This is a genomic window from Clostridium sp. HBUAS56010 (genome assembly GCF_007115105.1).
Classification (GTDB): domain Bacteria; phylum Bacillota; class Clostridia; order Lachnospirales; family Lachnospiraceae; genus Lacrimispora.
The window spans coordinates 15,866-30,665 of record NZ_SULJ01000006.1 but is presented as its reverse complement, the minus strand read 5'-3'; the positions used below and the strand labels follow the sequence as shown (position 1 = coordinate 30,665).

The window sequence follows — 14,800 nt, the reverse complement described above, 5'->3', positions numbered from 1 at the left end:
GAACGTGCATATGACTGATAAAGCATGGAAAATGCTGGGCTTCGTCCTTTTATGCGGCAGTGCCGTATGGATAGGAGCAGCAGATGTGCAGGCCGCAGGGAAGACGACGACTGTGACTGCCGGTACTCCGGTAGCCGGTATGGAAGTCTATATGGATGAGTATCAGGAATCCGTAAAACAGAAGTCAGAACAGACTGGGGCCAGTCTTACGCAGGAGAAAATGAGATATGGGACTTTCCACACAATATTTAAAAATCTTGGAGTAGCAACCGTGGAAGATTCTCTGAATATCAGAAAAGAACCAAAGAATAGCGCGGAAATTGTAGGGAAACTGAAAAGCCATGCCGGAGCCAGTGTGCTGTCGGAAGAAAATGGCTGGTATAAAATAAAATCAGGTCAGGTAACCGGTTATGTGTATGGAAAATATTTAGCGACCGGAAAAGAAGCAAGAGCCATGGCATATTACGATATGCGGCTTATGCTCAGGGTAGATACCGATACCCTCCGGGTCCGCCGGCAGCCAGGTACGGATTCTGAAATTGTAGGAAGAATTCATGAAGGAGAAACCTACCGGTACATTTCCGCAAAGGACGGCTGGGCAAAGATTGAGTATCAGGGACAGGCTGCCTATGCGTTTGTACCGGAATATGCGACCATTGCATATACCATACCAGAGGCAGTCAAAAATGATGACATACGAACCCAGGTTGTAAATTATGCAGTAAAGTTTGTAGGAAAACCTTACCGGTGGGGAGGAACTGACCCGAATACAGGAGCGGATTGTTCCGGCTTTGTTCAGTATGTCATGGAACATGGAGCAGGCGTCCGTCTGGATCGGACTTCCAGGCAGCAGGCAGGAGAAGGTGAGGCAATTCCAGCCTCTAGTATGGAACCGGGAGATCTGCTGTTTTATTCCAGCGGCCGCGAGATTGACCATGTAGCCATGTATATTGGGAAAGGTCAGATTGTCCATGCTGCCAACAGAAGAAGCGGAGTCAAGATATCCACCTGGAATTACAGAAAACCAGTGACCATCCGCCGGGTGATTCCATAGAAGAGGAACCTGGCGGAAAGAAAAGCCCTGGAAGAAAATTGATTAGATACCAATTTTCTTCCAGGGCTTTTTTGCTTTTATCATTTAGTTTTTCTTTTTTCCAAGATAAGCTGCTTTCACAGATTCATCAGCCAGAAGCTCTTTTCCAGCTCCAGACATGATAACCCGTCCAGTTTCCAGCACATATCCAATATCGGCTGTGTGGAGTGCCATATTTGCATTCTGTTCGATTAACAGGACCGTAACGCCCTTTTTATTAATCTCCCGTATAATAGAGAACAAATCCTTTACAATCAGCGGTGCAAGCCCAAGAGAAGGCTCATCCATCATTAGAATTCTTGGATGGCTCATCAATGCCCTTGCAACAGCAAGCATCTGCTGTTCTCCACCGGAAAGTGTACCGGAAAGCTGCCAGCTTCGTTCCTTTAACCGTGGAAAAAGAGAGTAGACCCAGTTGATATCTTCCTCCAGGCTGTCTTTTCTTAAATAAGCACCGATTTTAATATTCTCAATTACGGTCATATCTGGAAATACATGACGTCCTTCTGGAACCAGGGCGATTCCTTTGGCAACGATTTCCGTGGTGTCCACTCCAATTAACTCTTCCCCGTCCAAGGTAATACTGCTTCCGGCAGAAGGTTTTACAAGCCCAACGATAGAACGCAGAGTAGTACTTTTTCCTGCACCGTTGGCACCGATTAAGGTTACAATACTTTTATCCGGAACCTCAAAAGAGATTCCCTTAACAGCCTCAATACCGCCGTAATTCACTCTTAAATTATCAATCTTCAGCATCGTCGCTCACCCCCAGATATGCTTCAATTACCCGTTCATTATTCTGAATCTCGTCTGGTGTTCCCTGGGCAATCAGCTTTCCGAAATCCAGTACATAGATGCGGTCCGAGATCTGCATAACCAGATCCATATGATGCTCAATCATAAATACAGTGAGATGGTAGGAATCCCGGATCTGTTTGATGAAATCGGTCAGTTCCTGGGTTTCCTGAGGATTCATTCCCGCAGCCGGTTCATCCAGAAGCAGAAACTTTGGTTCTGTAGCAAGCGCTCTGGCAATCTCCAGTCTTCTCTGTAAGCCATAAGGAAGAGAAGATGCGATTTCATCCTTTAAATGAAGCAGGTTCTGTTCTTCTAAAAGCGCATTGGTTTCTGCCCTCATCCGCTGTTCTTCCTTGTAGTTTAAACGAAGAGTGGCAGACAATACGTTCTGTTTTGCTCTCATATGTTTTGCAATCAGAACATTATCAAAAACGGTCAACTCTCCAAAAAGCCGGATGTTCTGAAAGGTACGGGCAACTCCCTTTTGTGTGATTTTGTCGGGAGAATTGCGGATTACTGGAATTGGTCTTGCAGGAATTTCTCCCAGATACATCTTCTGCATCTTTCCTTTCGGAGTGTTGGAGAGAATGGTTTCACCCATAAAGTCTACCTGCCCAAAGGTTGGTTCGTAGATACCGGTAACACAGTTAAATGCAGTAGTTTTTCCAGCACCGTTGGGTCCGATCAGGGCAACGATTTCCCCTTCATTTACATCAAGGGTCAGACCATTGACAGCCACAACACCACCAAACTGCATGGTAACATCCTGCATGTGAAGGACGTTTGCCCGGTTTTTAACATCTGTTGTCATGATACGTTTTCTCCCTTCTGCTTTCCTCGTTTCTTAAGCCGGTCTGGAATGCTGCGGATCAGCCGTCCAAGTCCTTCCCATGAAAATTCATTGCTTCCCATAATACCTCTGCGGTAGAAGAGTACCACTGCCATAAGAAGAATGGAGAAGATGACCATACGGAAACCAGAACGGAATAATGGAATATCAACGCCTCCAATGATTAATGGATTATCAAAGAAACGCAGCCATTCTCTTCCTGCTGTTACTAAAAAGGCTCCGATAACGCTTCCTGTTATGCTGCCGATTCCTCCAAGAACAACAATAAGCAAAATATCATAGGTCAGGTTAATGGAAAAGGTTTTGGAATCAATGGAACGCATAAAGATTGCCAGAAGACCTCCGCCCACTCCTGTAAAGAAAGAGGAAATGACAAATGCCAGTTCTTTGTAACGGAATAAATTAAGTCCCATTGCCTGTGCTGCAACCTCATCTTCCCGAAGAGCTTTAAAAGCCCGCCCATAAGAGGAATTAATCAGCAGAACCATCAAAAGAATGCAGAGGGCACATAAACCAAAGGCAACAAAAATGTTTGGAAAGCCTGGAATATTTTTAAGACCGTAGGAACCATTTGTGATCTTATCCAGCTGGGGAGCTGCAATGACAGCCCGGATAATCTCGGAAAAACCAAGGGTTGCAATGGCAAGGTAATCACTTTTTAACCGGAGCACCGGAATACCAATCAGTGCGGCAATGGCGGCTGAAATCAATCCTGCAATAATAAGGGCAACCCAGAATGGACATTGCAGGGAAGCAAGACCAGGTGCGATTCCCTGCACATAGTAAACGCTTGCCCGGTCATCAACCGGTATGGTTAAGATGGCGACAGTATAGGCACCAATTGCCATAAATCCTGCCTGACCTAAGGAAAACAGCCCGGTAAATCCCGTAAGAAGGTTCATGGAAACAGCAACTACCGCATAGATGGCACTTCTTTCCAGAATGGAAATCTGATAGCTGTATTTCCCGCTGTTCGCCTGTAAAATACCCAGAATGCCGATGAGGAATAAAAGGGCAATCAGAGTATAAAGTTTGTTTTTGGATACTGCTTTTTTCTTCATAAAAGACACCTCACACTTTATCGGTTGTTTTCTCACCGAACAATCCCGTAGGTTTGATCAGAAGAATAACAATTAACAGAATAAAGGTAAACGCATCGCTAAAGGTAGAATACCCCATAGCGACCAGAGCCGTTTCCCCAAGTCCCAGGATAAAACCGCCGATGACGGCACCTGGTATGCTTCCGATTCCGCCAAATACAGCAGCCACAAAGCATTTTAATCCCGGCAGAGAGCCAGAGAAGGGAAAAACAGTCATACGGTCTGTGAAGTACAAAATAGATCCTACAGCAGCCAGCAGAGAACCTACAGCAAAGGTAAAAGTGATAATGCGGTTGATCTTAATTCCCATTAAGGAAGCGGTGTCATAATCTTTTGAAACTGCACGCATTGCCATACCGATCTTTGTTTTATTAATCAGTGTGATCAGTACATATACAATGATCAAAGTAAGAACTGGTGTTAAAAAAGTGACAAATGAAGCAGAAAGTCCGCCGATCTGATAGATCTTTTTTAAAACCGGAAGTTCTGGATAGCCCTTTGGCAAAGCTGTAAACAGATATGTAGCCAGGTTCTGCAGCAGGTAAGAGACACCAATGGCAGAGATCATAACAGACATTCTGGGAGCTGTACGGAGAGGGCGGTAAGCGATTCGCTCAATGGATACGCCCAGAACAACGGTTATAATTAAAACCAGGGGAATGGAGATGTACCATGGGAAACTTGCCATCGCAAAGATCATAAAGTAACCAGCCATCATAAAAATATCGCCGTGGGCGAAATTAATAAGACGAAGAATGCCGTAAACCAGAGTATAGCCAATGGCTATGAGCGCGTAAGCACCGCCTAAGGAAATACCAGTCAGGCACTGCTGTAAAAAGGTTGAAAAACTCATGTGGCGTAAAGCCTCCTATCTGTAAGGTATGTGATAAAAGTTCCTGTTAAAAATGGAAGAAGTGGGGAAGGTAAATCGCCCCACTCATCCAGTGATATTATATGTTGCTGCTAACCCGATTATTTTACAGTTGTAGTTGTTAAGAATTTAAATTTTCCATCCTCGACTGTCTTTATAAATGCCATATCCTTTTTTGCATCCCCGTTTTCATCAAAAGAGATGGAGCCGGTTACACCTTCAATGGTAACACCCTTTAATGCGTCTTTGATAGCGGCTCCATCTGTGGAACCTGCTGTTTCGATTGCTTTCAAGGCACTTAAGTAAGCGTCATAGCTAAGGGCAGAAACTGCCGGGATAATTTCAGCCTGTTTCTCTTCTTTCAAATATGTTTTGAATCCGGAAACAAAGGAAGCAGCTTCATCGTTCGCTGGTGCAGCTTCATCAAAGAAGGTGGAGAGGACAATTCCTTCTGCAGAAGCACCTGCGTTTTCTATGATGGTTGAGTTTTCCCAGGTATCTCCGGCAGCAATGGTTGCAGTAATTCCAAGTTCACGTGCCTGCTTGATGATAAGCGGTGCTGTGGTGATGGAAGATGGTGCAAAAATGATGTCAGGATTCTGAGCTTTAATATTAGTAAGGATTGCTTTAAAATCTGTCTGGTTCGTCTGGAACTGTTCTTCGCTGACAACGCTTCCCCCTAATTTTGTAAAGGAAGTCTTAAAGAAAGAACCAAGACCGGAGGAATAGTCATCTCCAAGCTGGGTGATAATGGCTGCTTTCTTTGCACCGTTGTCATTGGCATAGTTAGCCATTACAGTTCCCTGAAATGGATCCAGGAAGCACACACGGAAGTAATAGTCATTGCCCTGGGTTACCTGAGGGTTGGTACAGGAAGCACCGATGGCAGGAATCTTGGCATCTGCAAAGATCTGTCCCGCTGCAATGGAAACTCCGGAACCATAACTGCCAAGAACAACAGAAACTTTTTGGCTTACAAGCTTCTGAGCAGCATTGACTGCCTCTGTCTTATCTGATTTGTTATCTACTTCCACTAATTTAACGGTGTATTCTTCCTCGCCGATCTTAACAGTTGGATGAACCTTATTAGCATACCGTATACCTAAAACTTCCTGAAAACCGCCTCCGCCATTTTCACCGGTGGTTGGTTCAAAGACACCAATCCTGATAATTTTCTCACCTTTTTCTGATGCTGTACCAGAGCCTGAATTGCTGCATCCCACAATAAGACTGGCACTCAGACAAGCTGCAAGAGTGAGCGCAAATACCTTTTTTAATTTCATAAACTATATCCTCCTTTATATGTATCTCCAACAAATACAACTGTCTTTCCTGTGGACACACGTTGCATTATATTATAGCAGAAGATGAAAAAAGTGCAAGAAAAAATTGAAATAAATTAATAAATGAAAGGAAACATCTGCAGTATGCAATAAAAAAGGAGCCAGGTTCTTTTTACCGAAACCTGAACTCCTTCGTTCAATGTATGGATATTATTTGTTTTCTGCAGCCGCCCGGATAAAATCCCGGAACAGTGGGTGAGGTCTGTTTGGTCTTGATTTAAATTCCGGATGAGCCTGAGTGGCAATGAACCAAGGATGGGTTGGAATCTCCACCATCTCCACAATCCGTCCGTCAGGAGAGATGCCGGAAAGCTTCATTCCTGCCTTTACCAGATCTTCTCTAAAGTCGTTATTCACTTCATAACGATGTCTGTGCCGTTCATGAATCAGTTCCTGCCCATAGACTTCATAGGATTTGGAAGTTTTGTCAAGAATACAGGGATAGGAGCCAAGCCTTAAAGTGCCGCCGATATCTTCCACATCGTTCTGGTCCGGCATCAGATGAATCACCGGATGGGTGGTGTTCTCATCAAGCTCCACGGTATGGGCATCAGAAAATCCAGCCACATGGCGGGCGAATTCCACGATTGCCATCTGCATGCCAAGGCATATGCCAAGGAAAGGAATGTTATGTTCACGGGCAAATCGAATGGAAGAGATCTTTCCTTCAATTCCACGGCTTCCAAAGCCGCCTGGAACAAGAATTCCGTTTACATCATGGAAATATTCTTCTGCATTGCTGTCGGTAACCAGTTCGGAGTCGATCCATTTAATGTTTACGCTTGTCCGGTTGTGTACGCCGCCGTGTTTCAATGCTTCGACCACAGAGATGTAAGCGTCATGAAGCTGGATGTATTTTCCTACTAAAGCAATGGTTACTTCTTTTTCTGGATGTTTCCAGTTGTTAATCATGGCACACCACTCGGTTAAATCCGGCTCGGGGCATGGCAGTTTTAAACGTTCACAGGCAACCTGTGCCAGATGTTCTTCTTCCATTACTAATGGAAGCTCGTATAAGACTTCCACATCCAGGTTCTGGATTACATTCGATTTGGGGACATTGCAGAATTGTGCGATTTTGCTTCTGATTCCGTCATCAAGGGGCAGTTCGGAACGGCATACAATGATGTCGGGCTGGATTCCCATTCCCTGGAGATCTTTTACACTGGACTGGGTTGGTTTGGTTTTCAGTTCTCCGGAAACTTTTAGATATGGAACCAGGGTCACGTGAATGAGAATGGCATTTTCGTGGCCTACTTCATGTTGGAATTGGCGGATTGCTTCTAAAAAAGGCTGGCTTTCTATGTCGCCCACTGTTCCGCCTACCTCTATAATAGCAATCTCTGTTTCAGAGGAGTTGTGGTTGCAGTGAAAACGGCTCTTTATTTCGTCTGTAATATGAGGGATAACCTGTACGGTGCCTCCCCCGAAATCTCCCCGCCGTTCACGGGTTAATACGGTCCAATAAACCTTACCGGTTGTAACGTTAGAATTCTGGGTCAGATTTTCATCAATAAAACGCTCGTAGTGACCAAGGTCAAGGTCTGTTTCTACTCCATCTTCCGTGACGAAAACTTCTCCATGCTGAACCGGGTTCATGGTACCTGGATCAATATTGATATAGGGATCGAATTTTTGCATGGTGACTTTGTAGCCTCTGGCTTTCAACAGCCGTCCAAGCGATGCTGCGGTAATACCTTTGCCAAGTCCGGATACGACGCCTCCGGTGACAAATACGTATTTCACTGACATAACAGTGTAACCTCCTTCTGTGGTGATGGTATGGGGATGTTTTCAAAAAAAGTATTATACATCTAAATAAAAGAAAAATCCAGTATTAAAAAAAAAAACTAAGATAGTAAAGTCTAGAAAAGATTTTGTGCAAAAATTATACTTTACCTTTAAATAAGATAATAAAAACAGATAAAAACACAATAAATAGAAATGTGTTAGGTATATTGTATTGAAAAACCCAATTAAATGTGCTAAAATAGGATATGTTGCACAATGTAAGCGCTTACATCAATGTATCAACAAAAAAAATTACCTATATAATTAAAAAAGGGGGATTAAAATGAGAAAACACAGTTTAAAAAAAGTCCTGGCTCTATGCTGTTTGTGTGGGGTAACACTTGCAGCAACGAATAGCTCTGCCTGGGCGTCAGCACCGGAACCCACGGCGGAGGGGAATAAAAAAGAGTGGAACTTTACTTTCTTCGGAACCTCGACGAACAAAAGTATTAATACCATGAAGGAAGGAAGTTCCATTGAAACAGGGGTTGATCTTACTTCCTGCTCCATCAGGGAAGATGGCAGTATTGATAAAAAGGGGGGGAAATTCGTATCCACCGATGGTTACGATGGAATATCCTATTATTATACAACCATTGATCCTAAAAAAGAGAATTTCTCCTTAAAAGCAGATGTAACCATAAATTATATCAATCCATCTCCAGATGGTCAGGAGGGATTTGCTTTATTGGCAAGAGACAGCATTGGAGAAGATAAAGTAAGCAACAAAGCTTTTTATACCAATTCCATGGCAGCCATAGGCACCAAACTAAATTATAATACCCAGGAGGGCGATACAAAAACCTTAAAAGACGGGTTGGGGTATCGTTTTTTCACAGGAATTGCTTCCACGGATAAAGCGCCTGCAAGAAAAAGTTTTACAGTCCAGGATGGCGCCCTTGATCCATCAAGGCTGGTGAAGGCAGGAGAAACCTATACAATGGCATTAAAAAGAACCAATACCGGATACCACGTTTCCTACATCAACAAAAAAGGAGAGAATGTGGAACAGGTTTATTATTTTGACGGCATGCCGGACCCTTTATGTCAGATTGACAAAGATCATATTTATGTGGGATTTGCCGTGGCAAGAGGCTGTAATGCTACATTTTCCAATATAGAATTTACAGTGACAGATAAAAAGACCGATCCTCCGGCAATGGCTCATCCAATTACTTATGTGGAACCGGACTACCAGATCACTTCCGCTTCCAGCTCTGCAACAGGCACCTATGAGACCGTATTTAAGGCAAATGCAGATGGCTGGGTGACACCAAAGCTCAATAAGCTGTCCATGCCTTCCAGAAAGGTAAAGGCAGGAGAAGAGGTGGTTCAGCCTTTATATCTTAATAACGGAGAGAATAAGGTTACCATGATCTTTACTCCTTCTGGTTCTTATGAGCCGGCTGCTTTTACAAAACTCAGTTCCTATACCACAAAAGCAGTAGAAAAAACGGTTATTTACAAGTCTTACCCTGATGATGTTATTTATGTATCTCCAGAGGGAACTGCAGAAGGAAAAGGAACCAGTGAAGAACCTCTGTCCATTTCAGAAGTTGTAAAGTATGCAAAACCTGGACAAAAGATCTACCTTGCGCCTGGAACTTATTCCTTAGGAGAGCTGATTATAGAGCGTGGAATTAACGGAACCGCTGACAATATGATTACATTAGAAACCGATCCTGCAAAACAGGGACGTGCTGTATTTGATTTCCAGGAACAGGGAACCGGCGTTCAGTTATGGGGAAATTACTGGCATCTGAAAAATATTGACATCACCAGAACAAGGGATTTAAAAGCAGGTTTACAGGTTGCAGGCAGTCATAATATCGTTGAACTGGTGAATTCCCATCACAATGGAAATACTGGAATCCAGATCAGCGGAACCTCAGCGGAATCTTTTGAAAAATGGCCTTCTTATAATTTAATTAAGAACTGTAATTCTTACAACAATTCTGATGCAGCCATGGAAGATGCCGATGGATTTGCGGCAAAGCTGACTTGCGGGGAAGGCAATGTGTTTGATGGCTGTATTGCCAGTTATAATGCCGATGACGGCTGGGATTTCTTTGCAAAGGTAGGAAGCGGAACCATTGGTGCTGTTACCATTGAAAACTGTGTGGCATATAAAAACGGATACATTATCCGGGACGGCAAAGTCATTGATGCCGGTAATGGAAACGGTTTTAAGATGGGCGGTTCCGGATTATCCGGACATCATGTGTTAAAAAACAGTATTTCTTATGAAAACAAAGCCAAGGGAATTGATTCCAACTCCTGCCCGGATATTGAAGTATACAATTCCATATCCTATAACAATGAAGGTGCCAACGTTGCACTATATGGCAATAAGGGAACCAAAACAGGATTTAAGGCAGAAGGAATCATCTCATTTAGGGATAAATATCTCAATGTGGAAGAAAAGATTGATTTAAACGGACAGGAAGCCGGTCAGATTTATACAGAGAGCAACTACCTGTACCAGGGCGGTAAATCTGCCAACAGCCGGGGAGAGGTCATCCGTAAAAATATGTTTGAAAGTCTGGATACAAAACGGGAACCGCAACGGCGGGAGGATGGATCTATTGACAGACATGGTCTTCTCACGCTGACACCTCTTGCACCTGCCCATGCAGGAGCAAGATAAAACAAGATTTACAAAAGGCAGATATATGTATATTAATTAAAAATAAGTCAGACAATAAGGGGAGAATGGCGCTGTCATATATCCTGCTATAATCAACGCTTATGAACACTGATTAAAGGGGCTAATGGGCTGCTAAAATACCAGGAAAAATGACATAATTCGTATTGACAAGCATTAAAAGAATGTTATACTGAGTAGTGTAATTTTTATCATTCATAAAAAGTTGACAATTGCGTCAGGTATGCCAGAGGCAGTATCTGGCGCATTTTAAAATCAACTGATGCCCATGTTCGAGGAGGATTAGGTTATGAAAACAAAGAAGTTGGTTGGTCTGGCTTTGGCAGGCATTATGGCCCTGTCATTAACCGCCTGCGGTAAATCCGGTTCCCCATCCGCTACAGGTACACAAAAAACAGAGAATCAGGCAACAGAATCCGAAAATGCAAAAGCCGGTGAACCAAACGGTCCCATTGCCAAAGAGAATATCAAGGCAGGCTTTATCTACATCGGAGATGAGAACGAAAGTTATACTGCTGCCCATTACAATGGTGCCCTGGAGATGAAGAAAGCTCTTGGACTTTCTGATGATCAGGTCATTGTAAAGTGGAATGTACCAGAAGATGAAACAGCAAAAGATGCAGCTATGGATCTGGCAGACCAGGGATGTAACATTATCTTTGCCAACAGCTTTGGATATGAATCTTATATAATAGAGGCTGCCAAAGAATATCCTGATGTACAGTTTTGTCATGCAACTGGTTTTCAGGCAAAATCAAGCGGTCTGAGTAACATGCACAATTATTTTACCAATGTATATGAATCCCGTTATGTTTCCGGTGTGGTAGCCGGTCTTAAGTTAAATCAGATGATCGAAGAAGGCAAAGTAAAAGAAGATGCCGTAAAGATCGGATATGTGGGAGCTTATCCTTACGCTGAGGTAATCAGCGGTTATACTTCCTTTTTCCTGGGCGTTCGTTCTGTATGCCCTCAGGCAACCATGGAAGTGAAGTTTACCAATAGCTGGGGAAGTTTTGATCTGGAAAAGGAAGCCGCTGATGCGCTGATTTCCAATGGCTGTGTACTGATCAGCCAGCATGCAGATACAACAGGCGCTCCTGTTGCCTGTGAGGCAGCCGGTGTTCCTGATGTAGGCTATAATATTTCCATGATTGCAACTGCACCTAAGACAGCACTTACATCTGCCTCCATCAACTGGGCACCTTATGTAACCTACGCTGTTCAGAGTGTGATTGATGGAACTGCCATTGACACGGACTGGTGTCAGGGTTACAAAGACGGGGCAGTTTCTATTACAGAACTGAATAAAAATGTAGTCGTTCCAGGAACCGAGGAAAAGGTAGCAGAAGTGGAAGAAGCTATAACAGCAGGAACCCTTCATGTATTTGATACCTCTACTTTTACCGTAGACGGCAAGAAGCTGGAAACCTATAAAAAAGATGGAAGTGATGTGGAATATGTCTCTGATGGATATTTCCATGAGTCTGAATACGGTTCTGCACCGGCATTTGATATTTTGATTGATGGTATTACAACCATTGACAAATAAATGCTCAGACGGAGATGAGTCAGACTGAAAAGCGGCGCCAGGAATTCTGGCCCCGCTTTTTCCTATTATAATATGGATGGAAAACACAGGAAAAAATGGAGGTTACCCCGGTGAACGAAAATTACGCCATTGAACTGAAAAATATTACCAAACACTTTGGCAACGTCATTGCCAATGACAAGGTCTGCCTTTCTGTGAAAAAGGGAGAGATTCTTTCGATTCTGGGTGAAAACGGAAGTGGAAAGACCACGCTTATGAATATGATCTCAGGAATTTATTTCCCTGATGAAGGACAGATTAGCGTGAATGGAAAAGAGGTGTCCATACGCTCTCCCAAAGATTCCTTTGATCTTGGAATTGGTATGATTCATCAGCATTTTAAACTGGTGGATGTGTTTACAGCAGCCGAGAATATTATTCTTGGATTGCCTGGGAAAGAGCTGCTTGACCGAAAGGCTGTTACGGAGAAAATAAAGGAATTGACAGACCGGTATGGATTTGACTTAGATCCGGACCAGAAGATTTATTCCATGTCCGTTTCCCAAAAGCAGACCGTTGAGATCGTAAAGCTTTTATACCGGGGTGTGGATATTCTGATCTTAGACGAGCCTACGGCTGTTTTAACTCCTCAGGAAGCGGACCGTTTATTTACCGTTTTGCGGAACATGCGCAAAGCAGGCCATTCCATCATCATCATCACACATAAGCTTCAGGAAGTCCTGTCTCTGTCCGACCGTGTGTCCGTTCTTCGGAAAGGGGAATATATCGGGACCATTGATACCAGAGATGCAACCGAAGAATCTCTGACAGAGATGATGGTGGGAAAGAAAGTTGCCTTAAACATCGAACGCCCTGATCCGGTTTCACCAGTGAAACGTCTGGATGTAAAAGGGCTTACCTGCATCAGCAATGAAGGAGTAAAAACGCTTGATCATGCAGAATTTACTGCCAACGGCGGAGAGATTCTTGGAATTGCTGGTGTGGCTGGAAGCGGACAGAGAGAACTGCTGGAAGCCATTGCAGGTTTAATGCCTGCCGCTTCTGGTTCTGCCGTTTATTACCCACCCGAAGGGGGAGAACGGGAACTGACGGAGATGAGTGCCACGGACATTGCAAAAGCGGGAGTCCGCCTGTCCTTTGTACCGGAGGACCGTCTTGGAATGGGACTTGTGGGAACCATGGATTTAACAGATAATATTATGCTGAGAAGTTATAAACGGGGACGTTCTTTCTTTGCAGACAGAAGATCGCCAAAACAGCTTGCGGAGAAGCTGATTCAGGAGTTGGGAATTGCCACACCAGGAACTGCCATTCCAGTAAGAAAACTCTCCGGTGGAAATGTACAGAAGGTGCTGGTGGGACGTGAGATTGCATCGGCTCCTGCCGTTCTTCTGGTAGCATATCCGGTCCGGGGGCTGGACATCCATTCCTCCCATACCATTTACAATCTTCTCAATGAGCAGAAGAAACGGGGAACCGCTGTAATCTGTGTAGGAGAAGATCTGGATGTGCTGATGGAATTATGTGACCGCATTCTTGTCATGTGCGGCGGAACCATCAGCGGCATTGTGGACGGAAGAACAGCTACAAAAGAAGAAATCGGAAAACTGATGATGAAAACAGGAGGAAAGCAGGAATGAGAAAGGGAAAAGAACCGCTTTTCCAGGTGGCAAAGCGGGAATCCATAAAACCGGCGAACGCATGGGTCATCCGCCTTTTGGGGGTATTTCTGTCTCTGGTGGTCTGTGCAGGAGTAATCGTAGCACTGACGGGATTAAATCCCCTGGAAGTTTATAAAGGGATTGTAGAAGGTGCCATTGGCACCAGGCGTAGAATCTGGATGACAGTCCGGGATACCCTGGTTCTTCTTTGTATTGCAGTAGGAATTACCCCTGCATTTAAAATGAGATTCTGGAATATCGGAGCAGAAGGACAGGTACTCATCGGAGGAGTGACTTCTGCAGCCATGATGATTTATTTTGGAAATACCCTTCCTCCGCTCATTTTGTTTCCCCTCATGTTTTTGGGAAGTGCTGCTGCAGCCATGATATGGGCATTTATTCCTGCATTTTTCAAGGCATACTGGGATACCAATGAGACGTTGTTTACCTTGATGATGAATTATGTTGCCATGCAGGTGATTACCTTTGGAATCATTTTTTGGGAAAATCCCAAAGGTTCCAATTCAGTGGGAACCATTAACTCCGCAACCAAAGGCGGCTGGCTTCCAAAACTGTTTGGTCTGGAATACGGCTGGAATTTGGTAATTGTGTTGGGATTGGCAATTGCCATGTTTTTCTACTTAAAAAGCAGCAAACAGGGATACGAGATTTCTGTAGTGGGAGAGAGCGGCAATACAGCACGTTACGCCGGAATCAATGTGAAAAAAGTAATTATGAGGACCGTTGCCCTGTCAGGTGCCTTATGCGGAATTGCCGGGTTTATTATTGTAAGCGGTGCCAGCCATACGATTTCAACCAGCACTGCAGGAGGACGCGGTTTCACAGCAATTATCGTATCCTGGCTCAGTAAATTTAATCCATTTGCCATGATTTTAGTCTCCTTTTTCCTTGTGTTTATGCAAAAAGGTGCGGGGCAGATCGCATCCCAGTTTAATTTGAATGAAAATGCTTCTGATGTCATCACAGGAATCATTCTGTTTTTCATTCTGGGTTGTGAATTCTTTATTGATTATAAGGTCAGATTCCGGGTCGGCAAACGGTCTACTGCAGAATAGAGA

11 protein-coding genes are annotated in these 14,800 nt (G+C 43.9%); 5 read left to right on the top strand and 6 right to left on the bottom strand.

All coding sequences use genetic code 11. From position 1 onward, the window contains the following. The first annotated feature begins 10 nt into the window (after nucleotides 1–10). The gene (locus FAY33_RS10810; RefSeq protein ID WP_143321242.1) at nucleotides 11–1,054 is read left to right on the top strand and encodes a C40 family peptidase; all 1,044 of its coding nucleotides are present in this window, start codon (nucleotides 11–13) and stop codon (nucleotides 1,052–1,054) included. Between the two features lie 84 nt (nucleotides 1,055–1,138). Here the strand turns inward: FAY33_RS10810 and FAY33_RS10805 are convergent, their stop codons facing one another. The 6 genes from FAY33_RS10805 to FAY33_RS10780 form a co-directional block, all read right to left on the bottom strand. Beyond that, nucleotides 1,139–1,849 carry an ABC transporter ATP-binding protein gene (locus FAY33_RS10805; RefSeq protein WP_143321241.1) on the bottom strand — a complete coding sequence of 237 codons (711 nt, stop codon included), beginning with the start codon at nucleotides 1,847–1,849 and terminating at the stop codon, nucleotides 1,139–1,141. Next, nucleotides 1,836–2,702, bottom strand: a complete 867-nt coding sequence (locus FAY33_RS10800) for an ABC transporter ATP-binding protein (protein ID WP_143321240.1) — start codon at nucleotides 2,700–2,702, stop codon at nucleotides 1,836–1,838. Before FAY33_RS10800 ends, FAY33_RS10805 begins: the two co-directional genes overlap by 14 nt. Further along, nucleotides 2,699–3,802, bottom strand: a complete 1,104-nt coding sequence (locus tag FAY33_RS10795; RefSeq protein WP_143321239.1) for a branched-chain amino acid ABC transporter permease — start codon at nucleotides 3,800–3,802, stop codon at nucleotides 2,699–2,701. The genes FAY33_RS10800 and FAY33_RS10795 overlap by 4 nt, the downstream gene beginning before the upstream one ends. Before the next feature lie 10 nt (nucleotides 3,803–3,812). After that, entirely contained in the window at nucleotides 3,813–4,694 is an 882-nt protein-coding gene (locus tag FAY33_RS10790; RefSeq protein ID WP_143321238.1) for a branched-chain amino acid ABC transporter permease, read from the bottom strand. A 119-nt stretch (nucleotides 4,695–4,813) separates the two neighbouring features. Beyond that, a complete protein-coding gene (locus FAY33_RS10785) occupies nucleotides 4,814–5,995 on the bottom strand; it encodes an ABC transporter substrate-binding protein (RefSeq protein ID WP_143321237.1) in 1,182 nt (393 codons plus the stop codon). A 210-nt stretch (nucleotides 5,996–6,205) separates the two neighbouring features. Continuing rightward, entirely contained in the window at nucleotides 6,206–7,807 is a 1,602-nt protein-coding gene (locus tag FAY33_RS10780; protein WP_143321236.1) for a CTP synthase, read from the bottom strand. A gap of 322 nt (nucleotides 7,808–8,129) precedes the next feature. On the opposite strand from FAY33_RS10780, the gene FAY33_RS10775 reads away from it, so the two are divergent. The 4 genes from FAY33_RS10775 to FAY33_RS10760 all read left to right on the top strand — a co-directional run bounded on the left by FAY33_RS10775 (nucleotide 8,130) and on the right by FAY33_RS10760 (nucleotide 14,797). After that, a complete protein-coding gene (locus FAY33_RS10775; protein ID WP_143321235.1) occupies nucleotides 8,130–10,493 on the top strand; it encodes a right-handed parallel beta-helix repeat-containing protein in 2,364 nt (787 codons plus the stop codon). A 307-nt stretch (nucleotides 10,494–10,800) separates the two neighbouring features. Continuing rightward, complete coding sequence (locus FAY33_RS10770) at nucleotides 10,801–12,060, top strand: BMP family ABC transporter substrate-binding protein (protein ID WP_143321234.1); 1,260 nt, start codon at nucleotides 10,801–10,803, stop codon at nucleotides 12,058–12,060. A gap of 95 nt (nucleotides 12,061–12,155) precedes the next feature. Further along, on the top strand, nucleotides 12,156–13,700 hold the full coding sequence (locus tag FAY33_RS10765) for an ABC transporter ATP-binding protein (RefSeq protein ID WP_347562683.1): 1,545 nt from the start codon (nucleotides 12,156–12,158) through the stop codon (nucleotides 13,698–13,700). Continuing rightward, on the top strand, nucleotides 13,697–14,797 hold the full coding sequence (locus FAY33_RS10760) for an ABC transporter permease (protein WP_143321232.1): 1,101 nt from the start codon (nucleotides 13,697–13,699) through the stop codon (nucleotides 14,795–14,797). Before FAY33_RS10765 ends, FAY33_RS10760 begins: the two co-directional genes overlap by 4 nt. The last annotated feature ends 3 nt before the right edge of the window (nucleotides 14,798–14,800 follow it).

Bases quoted from the DNA above. Each gene is read 5' to 3' on its own strand.
- FAY33_RS10800 (WP_143321240.1), bottom strand. From the start codon at position 2,702: ATGACAACAGATGTTAAAAACCGGGCAAACGTCCTTCACATGCAGGAT.
- FAY33_RS10770 (WP_143321234.1), top strand. From the start codon at position 10,801: ATGAAAACAAAGAAGTTGGTTGGTCTGGCTTTGGCAGGCATTATGGCC.
- FAY33_RS10775 (WP_143321235.1), top strand. From the start codon at position 8,130: ATGAGAAAACACAGTTTAAAAAAAGTCCTGGCTCTATGCTGTTTGTGT.
- FAY33_RS10790 (WP_143321238.1), bottom strand. From the start codon at position 4,694: ATGAGTTTTTCAACCTTTTTACAGCAGTGCCTGACTGGTATTTCCTTA.
- FAY33_RS10785 (WP_143321237.1), bottom strand. From the start codon at position 5,995: ATGAAATTAAAAAAGGTATTTGCGCTCACTCTTGCAGCTTGTCTGAGT.
- FAY33_RS10795 (WP_143321239.1), bottom strand. From the start codon at position 3,802: ATGAAGAAAAAAGCAGTATCCAAAAACAAACTTTATACTCTGATTGCC.
- FAY33_RS10760 (WP_143321232.1), top strand. From the start codon at position 13,697: ATGAGAAAGGGAAAAGAACCGCTTTTCCAGGTGGCAAAGCGGGAATCC.
- FAY33_RS10810 (WP_143321242.1), top strand. From the start codon at position 11: ATGACTGATAAAGCATGGAAAATGCTGGGCTTCGTCCTTTTATGCGGC.
- FAY33_RS10765 (WP_347562683.1), top strand. From the start codon at position 12,156: ATGGAGGTTACCCCGGTGAACGAAAATTACGCCATTGAACTGAAAAAT.
- FAY33_RS10805 (WP_143321241.1), bottom strand. From the start codon at position 1,849: ATGCTGAAGATTGATAATTTAAGAGTGAATTACGGCGGTATTGAGGCT.
- FAY33_RS10780 (WP_143321236.1), bottom strand. From the start codon at position 7,807: ATGTCAGTGAAATACGTATTTGTCACCGGAGGCGTCGTATCCGGACTT.